Here is an 18,800-nt window from a genome sequence, read left to right on the forward strand (position 1 = left end):
ATAAATTATTAGTAATACCCAGTTTATATTTTATCGATATAATCTAACTTTAGGGCATCCAGATTTATCTCTGGTAGTGATTTTTTATAAAAAAAATCAATGATTTGATCCACAAGATACGAATTGATTTTTTCAATCTTATTTTCTTCAATCATCGTAAAAACATTCATAGCTTCGGCCTTTTTAAACTCTTTGATCAATCCATCTGGTTTTTTAACGGCATCCATACCGATATACTTTTCCATTTTTTTCTTCATCCACCTATGGCTTACTAGTTTTATTTGACTATCACGAACATCTTTCTTTAAGAGATCTATTCGTTCTATATTATTTTTTGCTTCTTTCTGTGTACGATTTAGTTGTATTTTGGCTTGTGTAAATTGCCTTTCAAATTTAAAATCAAGACGACGCATATCATGTTTCAGGTGTTGGATCACCTCATAGAGTGCATTATCATATATAGTTAAGAATTCTTCATAAGCATACAATGCATCAAGAAATACAATTGCATCCTTTCTATATAATCTAGGTATGGGTTGATTTTTTACTTTTTTGAACAAACTTGTAAGTTCTACTTGTTTTTCTTCGGGGATATTTATAAACCATGAATTATTCTTTAAGGCTCTTAATTTTGTAGTTATCTCATACCTGGTGCCTTTATATAGTTCTGATTTATAACTGAACCTATAGGTATTGGGATTAGCGTCTCTTTTTTTTTGAGAACTACCATGATACATGATTAGAAATACAGAAATAAATGTCAAGAATTTCATATGTCATGTTTGGTTAGTTAGTTATTTTTATTAACGTGATACACAACGTGATTGTTATATCATATTAAATGAATTCTTCATTGTTAGAATAAACTTTTAAGGAATATTATTTTTTAACCCCAGCAACTTCTTCTACGGTCACCATTTTTTTCTGGGTGTTTCCCCAACTATTCATAATGTAATTCATTACATCAGCAATTTCTTCGTCTTCAAGACCCAATGAGGTCATTGCACTATTATAAGTCTTTCCATTAACTTTGATAGGACCTCTTAATCCATATTTGATAGAATAGATACTCTCTTGTCGTTTATTAGTCAACCAATCTGATCCTGCCAAAGGCGGAAATACATTAGGAGATCCTTTTCCGTCTGGAAGATGACATTGCATACAAAAATCAGTATAAATCTCGTTTCCACGAGCTATACTTTCTAATAATTTTGCATCCTGAGTTTTTGATACCGTATAGAGAACATATTCGGTGTCTGATTTTTCTTGTTGCGCAACAAGTGAAATGCTTAGGATTAATATGGTGATTTCTATAATGAAGAAACGTTTTAAATATTTTTTCATGCGTTTACATGTTTTTACTTTAATTAGGGATTATTTTTACAATACCTTTATTTTCTACAGCTACATAGATAAAACCATCAGGTCCTTGCCTTACATTACGCACACGTCCTATACCATCCAGTAATTTTTTTCGCCCTGTAACCTTATCATTGGTTAATTCTATTAACTCAAGATATTGAAATACTAGAGAACCTACTAATAGGTTGTTTTTCCATTGGGGATAGATATCACTTGTAATAAAATCCATTCCGCTAGGAGCGATAGAAGGCACCCAATAGTATAAAGGTTGTTCCATTCCTTCTTTTTTAGTAATATCTGTAATAGATGTACCGCTATAATTAATACCGTAAGTAATTACTGGCCATCCGTAGTTTGCGCCTTTAATGATTGGATTAATTTCATCACCACCTCTAGGGCCGTGCTCATGAACCCAGATTGTACCATTAGGATGTATTGCCATTCCTTGCGGATTGCGATGACCATAAGAAAAGACAGCTTTTTTTGCTCCATTTTTGGTAATAAATGGATTGTCTTTAGGAATAGAGCCATCATCATTAAGGCGGTATATTTTTCCTCCGTCCCGAGTAATATCCTGAGGATTTACATCTCTATTGCCACGATCTCCAATAGAAAAGTAAAGGTATCCTTCATTGTCAAATTCTATTCGCGATCCAAAATGGTGTCCTTTTGTAGTATTGGGCGTTCCTTTATATAGTTTTTCTATATTGGTTAGTTGATTGTTATTTAGTTTGGCTCTAATCAAAGCCGTATTACCACCTCTTTCTGTACCTTCTTTAGAAGAATAAGTAATGTATAACCATCCGTTTTCTTTATATTTAGGATGTAGCTCTATATCCAACAATCCACCTTGGTTGCGGTTATATACTTCTGGTACATTGCCAATAGAGATCTTCTTACCATTCTTAAAATGGATTAATTCTCCACTTTTTTCCGTAATAAGCATACTACCATCAGGTAACCAGGCCATCCCCCAAGGGATTTGTAAATCAGGAACAACAATTTTTGTTGTGTAGTTTTTAGGATCATTTTCTAGAGTAATATCATTTTTCTTTTCTTGAGCGCAGGACAAAATTGCGATAAAAGGAAAAATCAAAAGGAAAATAAAATTTTTCATAAGCATAGAGATTACTTTTAAAAAGTAAGAAAGAATGAATATAAACAAAATTAATTGCGAAAATAGAATGGTAACTGTCTAAGTTTTGTTAAAAAAATGACAAATCAAAAGATTTAAGCTCTATAATGGTATATCTGTTATTTTTTAAAACATTACTTTATTATAAAATGATGTTTTGATGATTGTTATATAAATAAATCAACAAAATATATTAGGTGATTTTTTATGAATTATACTCTTGATTTTGTAAGTATTTGATAAGTAGTGTTTTGTGTGTTTTGCTGGGCGTTAGATTTTGATTGTTTATATAAAATTTAATTAATGTTCTAGTAATGATTTTGGAGTTTAAAGTGAGGTTATTTGCTATGTCGAGAAGACAATAACCAATTTATTTTACACTAAAAAAATCACCAAAATCATGAAAAAACAATTTGCTTTAGTCGTAGGATTTCTTTTTTCTACAACTTTTTTTTTCGCTCAGCAGGTCGATGTTACCATTTCGACCTCTAATGTAGACCCTATCATTAAACCTGGAGAATACACACTAGTAAAATGGTCTGTAAAAAGCAGGAATAATGTAGCAGTACCAGAAAATAAGATTAAATTCTTTCTTTCTAAGGATAAGCAATTTACCAAAGATGATATATTTTTAGGAAGCTCTTTGGTACCCGAATTAACAGAAGGGATAGAAGGAAAAATAAATTATACCTGGGTACGAATTCCTTCTGATACCAATTTAGGAAATCATACTGTTTTTTTTTCATGTTGATGCAGATAATGAAATTGAAGAGGTGAATGAAACAGATAATGTAAAGGCAGAAGTTGTAAAGGTAGTAGCTAATCTGAAATCTGATTTGATAGTAGAATCTACAGATTTACCATTATTTGCCACAGAAGGTAATCAACTAAAAGTTGGATGGGCTACAAAAAATCAAGGAAAAGCAGTATCTCCTCCTACAAAACTTACGATTTATCTATCTAAAGTGCCTAAAATCACAAATGAATCTATAAAAATATTAGATTTCGATTCTCGATCCGTTCGTATCGGAGAACGTATTATAGACGAAGCAATACTAACAATTCCTAATGATAATGAAGTTGATGGAGGGGTAATAGGAGAACGTTATCTTGTATTTGAAACGGATAGTAATTTTATGGAAAAAGAATCTAATGAGTACAATAATGTGGATTTCAAAAGAATAAAAATCGGAAGTGCTTGCGATTTAGTTAGTACAGATGTGGAAGCTTTAGCACGTATTGATTATTATGCTCCACATGCAAAAGGAGTATTATATGATGTACATTTTAAAGTTAAAAACCAAGGGAGAAATACTACTGAAAAACCGACTATGGTTAGTTGTTATCTTTCTAAAGACACTAACTTGGATAGAGATGATCGGTTAATCTATTTAAATACTAATGTACCTGTGTTAGATAATGGAGATGCTTTCGAAGTTAATTTTTCTAATCGTTGGGTGGGGCAAGCTCCAGATGGACCCGATGGGCCATCTTTGGAAGAAACCCTTAGAGAGTTATTAAATTACCATGTTATTGTTGTAGTAGATCCTGAAGACATAATTTCTGAATCTGATGAAGATAATAATATAACAGTTAAAGATATGGAGTTGTCTACAGAAAGAATCAAAGGTTTTGAAAAAAAGGCGACAACTGTAGTATATCCTGTTCCTGTAAAAGATGTTTTGAATATAGTTGTAACAGATCATACAGAAATAACGATATATAGCGTAGCTACAGGTTCTATAGTATTAAACAAAACTTTTACTCAATCAGGAAAATATGAAGTGAATGTAGCATCTTTAAAAAGAGGTAATTATATTTTGGATGATCATAAAGGAAAAAAAATAAATATGATTAAAAGATAAACAACCTTTTTATTTTAATTGAATAATAAACAGAAAGCTACGCTTTAATATAAAGGCGTAGCTTTTTAATTAATTATATAACCATCTCATTTATTTAACGAGATGATACTAAACTATAGCTTATGTTAATCCCTCCATATACATTAAATGGCAAACCAGGATAGAAATACCTTGGTGCATTGCCTCCAAATCCTCGAGCATTGATTTGTAATTGAGATGCATACTTAGTATCTAAAATATTATTTGCGCCAAAAAATAAGTCATACCCGAAATGAGATCCAATGTTATTTTTAAAACCTACTTTGCCATGTAGCAATTCATAGTTTTTGCTAAATGTTGTATTCGCATCATTTGCCGGTATTTTACCCACAGTCTGAAAGTTTAGGTTACCATAAAACCCTTTTTGAGCTATAAATTCGATCCCAGAATTGGTAACTTCAGAAGGAACACCAGTAAGATCGTTATTCGAAAAATCATTATCTAAATCTGTAAAATCATCAAATTTATGATCATATATTGATGCATTGAAAAAGAATTTTAATACTCCGGAGTTTACTTTTATAATATCGAAATTCAATTCTAATTCGGCGCCATTATGTGTAGTTTTTCCAGCATTAATAGCAAAGAAGTTATCGTCGATGGTTCTTCTTGAAACCAAGAGATCTTTAACTCTAAACTGATATAGTGATACAGAACCATAGAGTTTATCATGTAATAAACTATATCGAGTACCGATTTCATAATTCCACCCTATTTCAGGTTTTATATTGGGATTAAAAAGGCCGTCGGGTAATAGCGTTTCTGAAGTAGTAGGAGTAGAGAAACCATGAGCAATGTTTCCATAAAAGGTAAATAGAGGGTTTAGAGTATAGTTTATTCCTATTTTGGGGGAGAGTATGGGATCATAATCAAATTTACCAGAGCTATCTTCTCCATCAGATAAGAATTGATCATCGATATCAAAAAAAGTCTGATTGAGATTTACACCTAAGTTTACTTTAAACTTCTTACTAATCTTATAATTTGCTTCGGCAAAAATGTTGTAATAGTATCGTTTTTCATCGAGATCAGAAAGTTGATTACCTTGCACACTACCTGTGCCAGAAGGAAAATCCTGGTATAAATTTTCAAAGGTCTTACCAGTATAATAATCCAGGAATAATTCTCCTCCCAAGGTCCAGTTTAATTCTTGATTAGCAATTAAGTGAGTACCTAAAACTCGATTTCTCAAACCAAAACTGGTAGCATTTTCTTTCAATATATTAAAAGGTCTAGATTCGTCATTATTTCTAAAAGAACTAAAAATACTGGTGTTATGTGATATTTTTGGATTGTAATTATGTTTCCACGTTACTCCTAATATTCCATAATCTACATCTTCATTGCCCTGCGCACGTCCCCAGGTAAATGCAGCTTGTCTAGGATTGTTTTCAAAATTTTCCTGATCTAATGAGCTGGGGATACCCGCATTAAGATTAACATAACTACCTATTACCGAAAAATTGTTTTTCTTTCCAATATCAAAACCAGATGCCAGTGTTATTGTATTTCGATCGTATTCATTGTTATCACGATAGCCGTCGGTATGATTATTACTATAGAGTACTGCAATATTAGATTTTTCTTTGGATATAGCAGCTTTTGCCAAAATTCTTCTTAATCCATAACTCCCGAATGATGTAGTGAATTCACTCTCAGAAGTATTTGTATTTGCAAATTGAGGTTGAAATAAGATAGTTCCTCCTAATCCTACACCATAACTGCTTGAAGAAGGGCCTTTATGTATTTCTATGCTAGATAAAGTACCAAGTTCTAAATCCTCTATAGAAGATTCTCCATTTCCATCGGTTAATGGAATATCTCCAAAATAGGCTCTTATATTAGCTGTACCAAATAAGTTTCTGGCTCCGATTCCTCTAATTGTAATTCTATTGGTGTTTAAAGTACCATTTTGCATAAAAACACCAGCAACTCTATTAAGAATAGGATGTAGTTCTATTGGGTTTCCACGATTAATATCACTAGTGGTGATAGAAGAGATAGCTTCTGTTGCATACCTATGTTTTTGTGGATGAGAATAATCTTCTATCACCACCTCTACCAAATTTGTAATAGGAGTTAACGCTATTACAATGTATCCGTCCTTAGTACGATTATGTTTGTTAATGTCTATAGTAACTTCTGTATAACCATCTTTAGAAATGGCTATTTTTTCTAAAGATTTTATAGAGAACTTACCATCAGCATCGGTAAAAACTTTAATGTTGCTGCCTATATCAAGAACGCTTACATTGGCTATCGGAAGTTTATTCGAATTATTTATGACAATTCCTTTAATGTCAAATTGTGAGTATACAGAAAAATGACAAGCGAGTACTAAAAATAAAAATATTCTTTTCAAGATTTGTTTTTTTCCAAATATCGGAAACTAGAGGCAATTGGTTTTAAAAAACACGATTGTGTTAATGAATATTAGTATATTTTAACGATCAAAATGTAGTAATCCTTACATCGAAGAAAATATACAGCTGTACTGTGGGGTGAAAATATTCATTCTTTATAGAGGCCAGTTGATTTATATGGTCCCCTTATCAACTGACCTGCTATAAAAAACGTAATCATCCAAAAAAAACATACATTATGTAACTTTTGGACCCCCTAAATTTTTCCTTTTTCTTCATTAATCTTATGTAGTTGTCTCTTATCCTTCATGTATTCAAACCAATTACGAACTATTAGTATAATTAGAACTATTAGTATTAAGATCTGAATAGTAATCAATACAATCATCTCTCTCTCTTTTTATAAGAAGTATAAAACTTCTATTTTACCCGTTATATAGTTTTGACACATAAGAATATAAAAAGTCACTTTTAAGTCTCTTTTTTTATGAATATTTTTTATAAAAAGGATATGATAAATATTTTGATGTTGAAATTTTTTGTGTACTACTCATGTAAACGTTTATTGTTTATACTACATAACAATGTATCTGTTCCTGATAACTGATATGTTTGATGAAGTGTTTAACTAATAATTTCAACTTTTTTATTTGCTATAAGTTTAATAGGGTAGACTACTCTGTTATTGTCATTCCTTTCTACTGTTATGCAAATATTGTCGATAGAAATAATAACTCCTTCATCATCTTCGATTCTAATTTTTTGACCTACTTCAAAATTCTTTTTAGAGTAAAAACCTAGTAATAATCTATATACAATATCTCTAGAACCCAAACCTAAAGCAAGTACAAAAGTGGCTAAAAAGGCCCCAAGAATAAGAGAAAGGTTATTTGTTATAATACTAGTATCGATACCTGCTTGATTTAAAGCAGTAATAGCCACAATGGCTACGATACTAAAAAAGAGTATAGAACTTATTAGTTTAGATCCGTTAAGGTCCAAAGATCTTAGCAAGGCATAAACAGATTTTCTTACTAAAGATGCCAGGTATAATCCTAATCCTAAAATTACAATCGAACTGAATATTTTGGGTAAATAATCGATTAATCTTCCTGCACCATTTGAAACCATATTTAAACCAAACATATCGGCACCAACGATCACCAATACAAGAATTAGAAACCACTTAACAAAAGCTAGAATTATTTTGGTAGGTTCGATTTTGGTTGTAGAATTAAAAAGAGTCCCATTATCACTAACCTTTGATGCCAAAGTATCAATTTTGGTTAGTTTCAAGGATTTTTTTATGATAAAAAGAATGAGTTTTACAATTAGCCACCCGACTAAAATGAACAAAATTGCACCAATTATATTAGGTATAATTTCATACAGTTCATTAAATATATTTTCAATCAATTTAAAATTTAGAAATTTTTCCATACGATTTTTAGAGGTTAAACCTTAATTTTTGTTAGAACGACTTACTATTTTAAAAAGTTCTTCAAGAGAATTTGGATATTTTATAGCAAATAAATCGGCCAGATCTAGTGATAATTTTACTATTTCAACATCATCGAGTACCTTTTCCTTAATAGAAGCAGGTAATTCTTCATTTTGAATAATTTTTTTAAATGGATTTTTCATTTTTCCTGGGGTATTAGGTTTAAAAGATGTTATAAAGTTTTATACGAGCTCACTAATCTAGATTTAGCTCGGCTTAGTCTCATTTTTACAGCACTACTGCCAATATTTAGGGCTTTTTCGATTTCTTTTATAGATAGATCATCCTGATATTTCATCATTAAAATGATTTTATCATCGGGTTCAATTTTTTTTAATGCCATTGCTAGCTTTTTGGATTTTAGTTTCATCATATCTTCATCATCTATCTCTTCAGACGGGTACTCAACGATAATATTATCAATTGATATGATTTTCTCTTTTTTCTTTTTTTGAACCCTTTGTACATAATTCACACAGAAATTATAGGTGAATGAGTACAACCAGGTAGAAAATTTAGAATTTCCTTTAAATGTTTTTAGCTTGGCGAATAAAAGCACAAAAATATCGTGTGTTAAATCTTGCGCCTCTTCATTAGATTTTACAAAACTCAAGCATTTGTTATATATAGTTTTTGCATATCTGTCATAAAGAATTGCATATAGCTTAGTATCCTTACTTTTGGCTATTTTGTAAACAAGCTCTTTATCCTCCAAATTTTCATCCAGTTCTGTCTTCTTCAACCTGTATTTTTATTACATATAATCCCTCTAAATAGTTTAGACACAGTATATCTAAAAAAGTCACTTTTAATTTTATTTCTTTATTTCAAAGTAATTGCTGTACTCCTGTTATGATTTGCTTTAAAGTGATGTATTATGGTATTAAAATATCCAAAACACAAATCTTTAGGGTATGAGTGAAGGTTTAAAAGAGTTCAAAAAAATATTTTTGAAACCTTAATTTAAGCAAAAAAATAAAAGTAATAGTATGATTGATAAAGATTTCTTGTTTTTTAAAACTAGTTTTTAAGCAGTTAACAGATGAACTGAGAACTTTCACAGATTAAAATTTTCTAAAAAAGATAGGCGTATCACTTTTGAACTATCAAAATCGAAAGAATGATACGAACAGTAAATTTTATACTATTTTTTTTTATAGGATTCTCAATCATGAGTGGTCAGGAAATAAAAATGTTGAAAGGAACGGTAAAAGATCAATCAACTCAAGAGATTATTCCTTATGCTACAGTAGCGGTTTATAACAATAAAGGAGAATTAGTGGATGGTATTTCGACTAATGATGAGGGGCAATTTCTACTAGAGACAGACAAAATATTTACATATTTTGAAATTAGTTTTATTGGTTACCAGACTGCCTTGGTGCAATTTTCTGAAGTTGGTGATCCAACCAACATTTCAATTAGATTACAATCGATGGCAAGCACTCTAGACGAAATTGTTATCGAGGCTGATCGAACTACCACACAGCTTAAAATTGATAGAAAAATTATCGATATAGGAGCAGATATTCAACAATCTGGCACCACAGCTCTCGAAGCTTTTGATCAAATAACAGATATACAAACTGATTTAGGAACTGGTAATATTTCATTAAGAGGTAGTGATAACGTGAAATTGTTAATCAATGGGAAGCCTTCTTCCTTAGACGCAATAGAGTTATTAGAGCAAATCCCATCATCTTCTATAAAAACTGTAGAAATTATTACTTCTCCATCGGCAAAATATCAGGCAGATGGATTATCAGGGGTTATTAATGTAATCTTGAAAAGAAATATAAATAGAGGATTTAACCTTAATCTTAATAGTGCCCTAGGAACAAAACGATATAGTTATGGTATTGATGGAAACTATAATCTCTCATTTATGAACTTAAGATTTAACGCCTCCCAATCTGGAAGAGAAATGGATAGCAAACAAACCATTAATCGATCTTTTATAAATGGTGATACTCAAGGTATTTTTACTCCTCACGATTTTAATGGAAAAATAAAAAGAGGAATAATCGGGTTAGATTTTTTTGTAGATGAACATAATGAATTCTCTCTGGGATTTGATTATACCGATGATTATCACAGTTTTTACAATAATTCTCAATATTTTAATGTGACTAATCGTGATGATTTTTTATATACCCGTAACTCAGCACATTCGCATTTTACTTCTGTTTTTAATGCTAATTACCGTAGAGGATTTAATAAAGAAGGACATTTTTTAGAGATTGACTATAATCTTAATGATAATAAAAATGATTATCCATCAACTGATTTTGAAGACAATATTTTTTTGTTTGATCAAATAATAGAAGAAGATAATACGATCCATGCGATATCATTAGACTATGCATTACCTGTTTCAGAAAAGATTACAATAGAAACAGGAGCATCCTGGAATAAGAGTGATACAAAAAACCAACAGCTTTTTAGATCAAATAACACAGTATCTACATTAGATACATTTGATTATGAAGAAGAACTGTTAGGTATCTATGGACTTACAAAATTTAGGATTCAAAAGCTGGATTGGCAAGTTGGGTTGCGGTATGAATATTTCTCGTCGAAATCTCAAAATACATTAAATTTGTCGACAACAAATCTACATTTTTCTAATCTTTTTCCATCAATACATGTAACCTATACCTTTAGTGAAGATAATACGCTGGGGTTGGGGTATAGTAAACGAATTTCTAGACCTAACTTACATCATATTAACCCATTTCAGCTAGGAAATCCTTTTTTTAGATTTGATGGTAACCCAGGGTTAAAACCAGAATCGAGCGATAATATTGAACTTAACTACCAAAATAATAAGAGAAAATTGAATTGGTCTGTAGCTACATTTTATCGTTACAGAAAAGATGTTATTCTTTGGGTGAATACTATAGAAGATAATAATGTACAAGTGATCTCATTTCAAAATATTGGGATAAATCATTCCTTAGGTATCGAAACAACTTTAAAATACAGGTTTGCAAAGTATTGGAATACGGTGCTTACAGGAAATTATTATTACACAATGACAGATCAGAACAATCTGGTTACCTGGGATGAATTATACTCGTCTAATCTACAATTAAAGAATACGTTTAAAATCACTAAAAAAGTGAGTACAGATATAACATATCGGCATACACCCAAGAGGCAAAATGCTTTTAATTATATAGAACCAAGGCATAGAGTTGATTGGGCAGTAAGAGCAAAATTTTTAAATAATAAATTAACAGCCAACTTAAGAGTGATAGATGTATTAGATAATAATTTGATGAAACGAAATACACGTACCCCCGAGTTTAGCCAACGTACCGTTTGGAAGTTTCAATCACAAACATTAGGATTTCTATTTAGTCTAAAATATACACTCTTTAAAAGCGAGGATAGAGCAAGAAATAGAAAAGAGCGAGAATATAGACATAATCATTCTAGCAATTAAAAAAGTAAAACAAATAAAACTATACGTAATGCAGATAAATTCTTTTTTGTCAACAGTGATATTGATTTTTATTTTAATGATAACTGGTTGCGAACCAAATGATTTTGTTGAAGAGGGAATCTCTTCTCAAGAACTTTCAAAATGGAAAACAATAGGGAAAGGTAAAACCTCGATTAAGGATCATGAATTTGTTTTCGAAGAAATTGATAGCTCTGATGGTTTCTTTTTGGTAAGTCCTAAAAGTTATCAGGGAGATATGGTAATACAATATAAAATAAAGGCGTTGTCAAAAGCATCGGTATTAATTGTATTATTTTCTGCTTCTGATACCAAAGAAACTATACAGTTAACCTTACCCGAAAAGAATGCTGCCGCCGAAGATATTTGGGAATGGCGAAGAAAAATGAATCATTATAATGTAACGTTTAATAATAAGTCTCACGGTTATACTCCATTCTTTTACAAAAATGTTTCTTCCTTAGAGCGAGATTTTCATCTTCGGAAACAAGAAAATGTAATGAATCACAACCAATGGGTTAGTGTAGAAATTGGTAAAAAGGAAAATAAAGTGTGGTTTTCTCTTAATGATAGTATTATTTTCGAACGTACAGATTATAACCCACTTCTGGGAGGGCATATCCTTTTCAGAATAAGTGGTGCTTCTACTCAAGAAGAAACCATTCTTGCAAAGGCATCTATAAAAGATTTGACGATTTATCATAAAGAAAAGTAATACCTTAGTAAGGTTTAACAAAAGAACATGTGAATAATAACGCTATGTATTCAAAACTAAAAAAAGCAGAACCTCTATTGCATCTGCTTTTTTGGGGAATGGTACTTTTTTTTCCATATATAAAGTATCTGGGAAGAGAAGGAGGATACCCTATGAGTTTTATGCATGAGTTGGTTGCATTGGTATTTAATATGATACCAACATATATCATGTATCTATGGTTCTTTCCTTTAAAAAATAAGAAGAAGTATGTTTTTTGGGTATTGTTTGTTTTTAGTAGCAACGCTTTAATCCACTATTATGCAGATAATTTTTTTCATATGGGAGCAGACCATAAAGATCATCAAGATCATCGTTGGAAATATGTAGTTTCTAGCTTCGTGACATATTTCTCTTTTAGTTTGGCTTTTTTTGCTTTGCATTCTATTAAAAAATTATATGCTAAACAGCTTGAATTAGATACTACAAAACAAGAAAAACAACAAGCAGAACTCAGCGCATTAAAAGCGCAAATAAATCCACACTTCTTATTTAATACACTAAATAATATTTATGCAAATGCTTTAAAAAAAGATGAAAAAACTCCGGATTTGATTTTAAAACTATCCAGCAGTTTTAGATATGTATTACATGAAGGCCAAAAAGAAAAAGTAACCTTATCTCATGAGATCACTCATGTGAAAGATTATATTAGTTTACAAGAGGAACGATTATCTACCAAAATACAAGCTGATTTTTTTGAAGATATTGATAACCCGAAAAAGGAAATAGCTCCTTTACTATTAATTCCTTTTGTAGAAAATGCATTTAAATATACCAGTATCTTAAAAGGTAAAAACCATCAGATACGAATTAGAGCAGTATTAAAAAGAGATCAATTCTCTTTTTATTGCGAAAATCCATATAATGATAATAAAAAGCCAGAGATTGATGCAAATTGGCAAGAAAGCGGTATTGGCATAAAAAACACTAAAAGAAGATTACAATTATTATATCCAGACCGATATCAATTACAGATTAAAAAAGAAAATAATGTATTTAAAGTAATACTCACCATCTCATTATGATAAATTGTTTGATTATAGAAGACGAACACGGTGCGCAAGAAGTGTTGCAAAACTACATTGATAGAACTCCATTTGTGAACTGTTTAGGAATATATGAAAGTGGATTGGATATTAAGTTTGAAGAATTAAAAAAGGTAGATTTTATGTTTTTAGATATTCAGCTGCCCGAGTTAAATGGATTGTCATTCTTAAAAACACTTATCAACCCTCCCAAAGTAATTGTAACTACTGCTTATCCTGATTACGCGGTAGATGCTTTTGAAGAAAATGTATTAGATTATCTGGTAAAACCATTTTCTTATGAACGTTTTTTTAAAGCAATTACCAGGGCTAGAAATCAAATACAGATTACAAATAACGAAACCGAAAAACAGCTTTTTTTATATGCAGATAAAACCATTTATAAAATTATTATTAGCGACATTTTATATTTAAAAGCCGAAGTAGATTATGTAAAAGTGGTTACTCAAGAAAAATCTATTTTACTGTTAGACAGTTTACATAATTGGGAAAAAAAACTGTACGACCATAATTTTGTAAGAACTCATCGTTCTTATATTGTAAATTTTGAGAAAATAGAAAAAGTGTCGGGGAATTTGGTGTATATCGCAGATGAAAAAATCCCTATCGGAAAAACATATAAAGAAGAATTCTTAAAAAAGATGAAATACATAAAGTAATACTAATATTACCATTTTTAAAAGTTAGAAGCTTCAGGATTTAATATTCATTTTTTAACAACATCTTTTCTAATACGACTTAAAGTACTATCTGTTATTCCTAAATAGGATGCAATATGTTTTAAGGGAGCATTCATAATAATTTCTGAATTTGATTGTAAAAGAGCCTTGTAACGTTGTTCTGCTGTTTGATTTATCATCGAGATGGTTCTTTTTTTTGAAGCAATAAATTCTTTAACCAGGATAGCTCTTCCAAAATCTCTAAATGCAGGTTTGTTATGAAAAAGAGAGTTTAATTGTTGGTATGAAAATCGATATCCTCGACAATCGGTAACTGCTTGTATATTTACTTGCGAAGGCACTCTTTGAAAAAAGGAGGTAACCTCAAAAACAATAGAATTAGAGGTGTAAAAATCGGTAGTAACCTCGTTACCTTCGATATCATATAGATATGTCCGTAATAGCCCTTTTTCAAAAAAGTAGTAATCATTACTAATTTTACCTTCTTGCACAATAAAATCTCCTTTTTTTAATTCTTTATATTCAAAAGATCGGGCTATATCTATAGCCTCTACTTCGGTAGCGGGAATGATGTGCTGTATAAATGCTACTAAACTGTTCATGTTATAAAATCATTTATGATTAAAATTAATACTTACTTTAGTTTAAATCGTGTAGATTAACTTTTCTATTCTTAACTCCTATTATAACTAGCCAAAACATGAGTCCCAATTCTGCTATACCTACAACTGTATTTACGATTGGGTTAATAATAGAACCATAGTTTGGGAAAATAAATATCGTAACAAATTGTATGAGGTAGCATACCGACGCAGCTACTAACAAGATACCCAGAATTCTGGGAATAACTTTTGATTTATATACTAATAGCCCAAGAGGGAGTAACCATAACCCAAAAAATATCTGAGCAATAAGATAACCAGTACCATGAGCATCTAGAGAAATCATCATAAGTGCATGCAATTGATCGGGTTTAAAAGCATTAAGATAATCGACATCCCTTAATAATTCTAAGACAGTTGCATGATTAATCATGTTTATGGCCATCATTGGTACACTAATTAATGCCAGTATTACCATAAGTGTTGCATACTCTTTATTAACATGTTTTAATAATTTGTACAGGGCCAAAGGCACCAGTAAAAACAGAGTAGAACCCACTACATCACATACAAAACCTATACTGTATAACGATTTAGAATTAATGATGTTATTGGCTGTGGCAGCTGCGTCTCCCCAGACAATAAGTTTAGAACGAACATACAACTCTGTAAACGCCATAGGAAATGTTGAAATTATATATAATAATCCAGCAATTCTTGCATTTTTTTTCTCGATACTCATTTTCTATCTTTTAAGTTTATCACTATAGTTTTTTTTGTTTGGCTTCGAATTCAATGAAATTCCTATGCTAAGAAAGGTACTACTAGTATAGACGTATGATATTAATGAATAGTTGCCTTTCTCTATTGCAATTTGCATGAGAAAAGGGCAGAGAACCATTATTGCAAATATTAGAATCGATAGTTTGGTGATTTTCTTCAAGATTTCTGATCTAATAATAGATTTATCGACATATATTTTTCAACTATTGATTTTGGATTAGTGACCAATTTCAAACTTATTTTGTTTTGAGTTCATTCTTCTTGACAAAAGGCAAGAAATCATTTATATATGTATTTCTTATTAATCTATCTTATGATGTTTTACCTATAGAAAAGGGAACTATTTTATAAATAGATTCATTTTATGGTTGTTTTACCTTGGACTAACTAACAAAACTATGATGCTTTATAAATTCGGCGGTTATTGCTTTTCAAAATTCTTTATTTCAACTAAAAAAGAGGATATTCTATTTAAAGAAGAATTTGCAGATTCGTCCGTAAGTAAAGAGTTTTTACCTAATCGAGTCCAAAAAGTAGAGCTTTGCGCTAGAGCACCATATTTACTTAAGATCCAAAAAGATAATGGAAACCATAGTATAGAAAACCCAACATGTATAATGATGACAATAGCCGCTTTTTTCCAGATTTCTGGGATTAAAACTAATGGATTCATAGAAAAAAAGACAATCATTAATAACCAAAAATATAGATTAGAGAGAATAAAAATAAACTGATTGTGTTTTAGTCTTTTTAACTTAAGGTGTTCGATAATTTTTTGAAGCTTTACAATAGGTTCTGCATACTTAATTTTAGACATCAAATTCAGTTGTGCTACATTTTTATAAAATACCACCTTGGATAGTAGTATTAATAGTACAGCCGGAATAGAAATACCAATAGTTTTAAAGTTCATTACCAAAACCATCCAGGTGTAAATGATGACTAATAAATTGAAAATCATATACAAAACACTTTGTGTTTTCATTCGTTTTACATTAGAATCAATTTTTTTATACTTAGATTCTTTAAATAATTGAATCACTAAATTTTCACCTTCAATTGACGTGTTATAATGATTGCCCCATTCTTCTTGTATGTTATCTAAATTCATTTTAGTTGTTATTAAATTTTTCTTTTAATTGTTTTTTTATCCTTGATATTTTGGTAGCAACATTAGTAGTAGATATACCCAAGGTTGTACCTATTTCTTCATAACTATATTTTTCTAAATAAAGAAGAATTAGTGCTTTGTTTAACTCGCTTAACTGAGCAATAAAATGGTAGAGTTGTTCTATGTTTTCTGTGCTATCAGAATTTTCTTTATGCACTGTAGAAACCAAATTTTCATTAAACGTGTCATATTTATTTCTTTGGTAATTGGATTTACGATAAAATGAAATTGCTACATTTAAGGCTATTCGATACATCCAGGTTGATACTTTATAGGTATCATCATATTTTGGCCATGCTTTCCATAATTGTATGATTATTTCCTGAATAAGATCTTCTCTGTCATTGGTATTTTTACAATATGAATTTGCAACTTTATAAAGAATGCCTTTATTGCTTCTTAAGATTTTAGTAAATGTTTCTTCATTCAAAAGCATATTAATTGTTGTTTACTCTATTATTCGTTTAGAATCATGAAAAATCACAGGTGATCTATTTTTTATGCTAATTAATATGGTTATTAGGTATTTATATACACTAAGATAAGTAAGGTATTGGCTACTTATCTAAGTTTTTAGAAAATACAATAAATAAAGAGGTTTGATCACATTTGTGATCAAACCTCTTTGCCCGAAGGGAAATTGATTAATAGTATAGAGTCTTTATATGTACAATTCCTCTATGTATATTAGATCTTTCTCAAATTAAAAAAGCTGATTAATGAAATAATTATTGTGATTAATACTAACGGAAGTATAGAATTGGTCCAATTAATAGTATGTGCAATAGATGCATATTTTGGTTTAAATTCCTTCCAATTTTCATTTCTAACTGGATAATTTTCGAATATTTTGGGATAGAAATACAGCCTTAATTCTTCATGATACTTATCTAGATGATCTAAAAAGAGTAGATGATTATTTAGGTCAGATTGCGCAATTTGATTAAAGGTTAATTGAGCATGCATAGTAGGTATTGCCAAAGATATTGCCTCACTTACTTTTTCTCGCAGTTTTATTTTTTTCTTCATTGTTTTACTGGATTCTAGAGATTCATCATCACCCATTTGTTGCATTCCATAATACCAGAGCCAGCTAAATTTATCTTTAGGAACAGGATATCTTTTATATTGTGGATAATGAGCAAAAAATTTGTCCATAGTAACCTCTTTTGCCATATCCCATTTTTTATGATATCCATCTCGCTGTTCTACCATAGTTTTTAATGTTTCTGGTACAGGATATGTATTAACGACAAAATTGTTTACCGAAGCAGGAAGTAATATGGTTAGTACGATCCATAAAGAAAGTAATGTTAATGCATTAAAACTCGAATTTTTTCGAAAAGAAATAATGATAAAACATAAAGAAGTCCAAAAAGCCAAATACAAAACACTCACAGTTATAAAAGCCAGAAGAGCTTCATTAATTGGCAGTTGTAAAATAAGAATAGCCAATAAAAAAAGTATAGCTAATACCATATATAGAAAAAATACTCTTATAGATAGCTTTTTAAATAAAAAGCTGAGAGGAGAGGAGGTTTGAGTGGCTATTAATCGCCAGGTTTTTCCTTCTTTTTCTTCAGAAAACAAATTGAATGTTAGCGTGATGAGCACCAACGGAAACAAGTAGATGATTACAAATCCAAGATCTAAATTACCCGATAGTAGCAGAGATGGATTCTCAAAATCGGTATCATATTTTTGCCCTTCAAGACCACGTATAGTTACTGCTAATATCGAAGGATTTACATCTCGTTGACCAATAGAAAGCCCTGTTAAACTATTTGATTTCTTAACTAGAGAAAAACGTAAATAATAAAGTAACAGACCCAAGTCATCATTATGATATTTTACATTTCGTTTGATACTCTCTTCTTGAAACGACTCGGCTTCAATAATTGCTTTTTCTTGCTTTATATTAAACTGTTTTCCAATAAAAACACTTATTATACCTACTCCCAGAAGAAGTACAAGAGAAATAGCTGCTATTTTGGTTCTAATAAAAGATTTAAATAATATGGAATACATAG

18 protein-coding genes are annotated in these 18,800 nt (G+C 30.4%); 6 read left to right on the forward strand and 12 right to left on the reverse strand.

The genetic code is table 11. From position 1 onward, the window contains the following. Window positions 1-23 precede the first annotated feature (23 nt). From NNL09_RS14930 to NNL09_RS14940, 3 genes are all read right to left on the reverse strand, one after another. Window positions 24-773, reverse strand: a complete 750-nt coding sequence (locus NNL09_RS14930) for a hypothetical protein (RefSeq protein ID WP_196909701.1) — start codon at window positions 771-773, stop codon at window positions 24-26. 106 nt (window positions 774-879) lie between these two features. Beyond that, window positions 880-1,344 carry a cytochrome c gene (locus NNL09_RS14935; RefSeq protein WP_025666314.1) on the reverse strand — a complete coding sequence of 155 codons (465 nt, stop codon included), beginning with the start codon at window positions 1,342-1,344 and terminating at the stop codon, window positions 880-882. A gap of 19 nt (window positions 1,345-1,363) precedes the next feature. Further along, window positions 1,364-2,479: a PQQ-dependent sugar dehydrogenase gene (locus tag NNL09_RS14940; protein ID WP_025666315.1), complete on the reverse strand. Its 1,116-nt coding sequence runs from the start codon at window positions 2,477-2,479 to the stop codon at window positions 1,364-1,366. Between the two features lie 418 nt (window positions 2,480-2,897). Here NNL09_RS14940 and NNL09_RS14945 point away from each other — a divergent pair, with 418 nt between their 5' ends. Beyond that, entirely contained in the window at window positions 2,898-3,248 is a 351-nt protein-coding gene (locus NNL09_RS14945; RefSeq protein WP_254514256.1) for a hypothetical protein, read from the forward strand. 22 nt (window positions 3,249-3,270) lie between these two features. Further along, window positions 3,271-4,362 carry a CARDB domain-containing protein gene (locus tag NNL09_RS14950; RefSeq protein WP_254514257.1) on the forward strand — a complete coding sequence of 364 codons (1,092 nt, stop codon included), beginning with the start codon at window positions 3,271-3,273 and terminating at the stop codon, window positions 4,360-4,362. Between the two features lie 94 nt (window positions 4,363-4,456). Here the strand turns inward: NNL09_RS14950 and NNL09_RS14955 are convergent, their stop codons facing one another. The 4 genes from NNL09_RS14955 to NNL09_RS14970 all read right to left on the reverse strand — a co-directional run bounded on the left by NNL09_RS14955 (window position 4,457) and on the right by NNL09_RS14970 (window position 9,007). Next, window positions 4,457-6,763, reverse strand: a complete 2,307-nt coding sequence (locus tag NNL09_RS14955) for a TonB-dependent receptor domain-containing protein (protein WP_231389075.1) — start codon at window positions 6,761-6,763, stop codon at window positions 4,457-4,459. Window positions 6,764-7,388: 625 nt separating this feature from the next. After that, a complete protein-coding gene (locus NNL09_RS14960; protein ID WP_025666318.1) occupies window positions 7,389-8,204 on the reverse strand; it encodes a mechanosensitive ion channel in 816 nt (271 codons plus the stop codon). 21 nt (window positions 8,205-8,225) lie between these two features. Then, complete coding sequence (locus tag NNL09_RS14965) at window positions 8,226-8,408, reverse strand: hypothetical protein (protein WP_024768642.1); 183 nt, start codon at window positions 8,406-8,408, stop codon at window positions 8,226-8,228. A 29-nt stretch (window positions 8,409-8,437) separates the two neighbouring features. Next, window positions 8,438-9,007, reverse strand: coding sequence for an RNA polymerase sigma factor (locus NNL09_RS14970; protein ID WP_025666319.1), 570 nt, complete (start codon window positions 9,005-9,007; stop codon window positions 8,438-8,440). Window positions 9,008-9,385: 378 nt separating this feature from the next. Here NNL09_RS14970 and NNL09_RS14975 point away from each other — a divergent pair, with 378 nt between their 5' ends. The 4 genes from NNL09_RS14975 to NNL09_RS14990 are packed head-to-tail and all read left to right on the forward strand — an operon-like array spanning window position 9,386 to window position 14,193. Continuing rightward, window positions 9,386-11,713, forward strand: a complete 2,328-nt coding sequence (locus tag NNL09_RS14975) for an outer membrane beta-barrel family protein (protein ID WP_196909703.1) — start codon at window positions 9,386-9,388, stop codon at window positions 11,711-11,713. A 28-nt stretch (window positions 11,714-11,741) separates the two neighbouring features. Beyond that, complete coding sequence (locus NNL09_RS14980) at window positions 11,742-12,446, forward strand: hypothetical protein (protein ID WP_196909704.1); 705 nt, start codon at window positions 11,742-11,744, stop codon at window positions 12,444-12,446. A 44-nt stretch (window positions 12,447-12,490) separates the two neighbouring features. Further along, window positions 12,491-13,513, forward strand: a complete 1,023-nt coding sequence (locus tag NNL09_RS14985; protein ID WP_196909705.1) for a sensor histidine kinase — start codon at window positions 12,491-12,493, stop codon at window positions 13,511-13,513. Beyond that, window positions 13,510-14,193: a LytTR family DNA-binding domain-containing protein gene (locus NNL09_RS14990; protein ID WP_051476088.1), complete on the forward strand. Its 684-nt coding sequence runs from the start codon at window positions 13,510-13,512 to the stop codon at window positions 14,191-14,193. The genes NNL09_RS14985 and NNL09_RS14990 overlap by 4 nt, the downstream gene beginning before the upstream one ends. Before the next feature lie 47 nt (window positions 14,194-14,240). On the opposite strand, the gene NNL09_RS14995 is transcribed toward NNL09_RS14990, so the two are convergent. From NNL09_RS14995 to NNL09_RS15015, 5 genes are all read right to left on the reverse strand, one after another. Then, window positions 14,241-14,816, reverse strand: a complete 576-nt coding sequence (locus NNL09_RS14995) for a Crp/Fnr family transcriptional regulator (protein WP_196909706.1) — start codon at window positions 14,814-14,816, stop codon at window positions 14,241-14,243. 37 nt (window positions 14,817-14,853) lie between these two features. After that, complete coding sequence (locus NNL09_RS15000) at window positions 14,854-15,558, reverse strand: DUF4386 domain-containing protein (RefSeq protein WP_196909707.1); 705 nt, start codon at window positions 15,556-15,558, stop codon at window positions 14,854-14,856. Window positions 15,559-16,020: 462 nt separating this feature from the next. Next, window positions 16,021-16,710: a hypothetical protein gene (locus NNL09_RS15005; protein ID WP_196909708.1), complete on the reverse strand. Its 690-nt coding sequence runs from the start codon at window positions 16,708-16,710 to the stop codon at window positions 16,021-16,023. Between the two features lies 1 nt (window position 16,711). Continuing rightward, window positions 16,712-17,206, reverse strand: a complete 495-nt coding sequence (locus NNL09_RS15010; RefSeq protein ID WP_196909709.1) for an RNA polymerase sigma factor — start codon at window positions 17,204-17,206, stop codon at window positions 16,712-16,714. A gap of 251 nt (window positions 17,207-17,457) precedes the next feature. Next, window positions 17,458-18,798 (reverse strand): DUF3526 domain-containing protein, encoded by a 1,341-nt coding sequence (locus NNL09_RS15015; RefSeq protein ID WP_196909710.1) that lies wholly within the window; start codon window positions 18,796-18,798, stop codon window positions 17,458-17,460. Window positions 18,799-18,800: the final 2 nt, after the last annotated feature.

It is taken from the genome of Aquimarina sp. EL_43, assembly GCF_943422735.1.
In the GTDB taxonomy this organism is placed as follows: Bacteria; Bacteroidota; Bacteroidia; order Flavobacteriales; family Flavobacteriaceae; genus Aquimarina; species Aquimarina megaterium.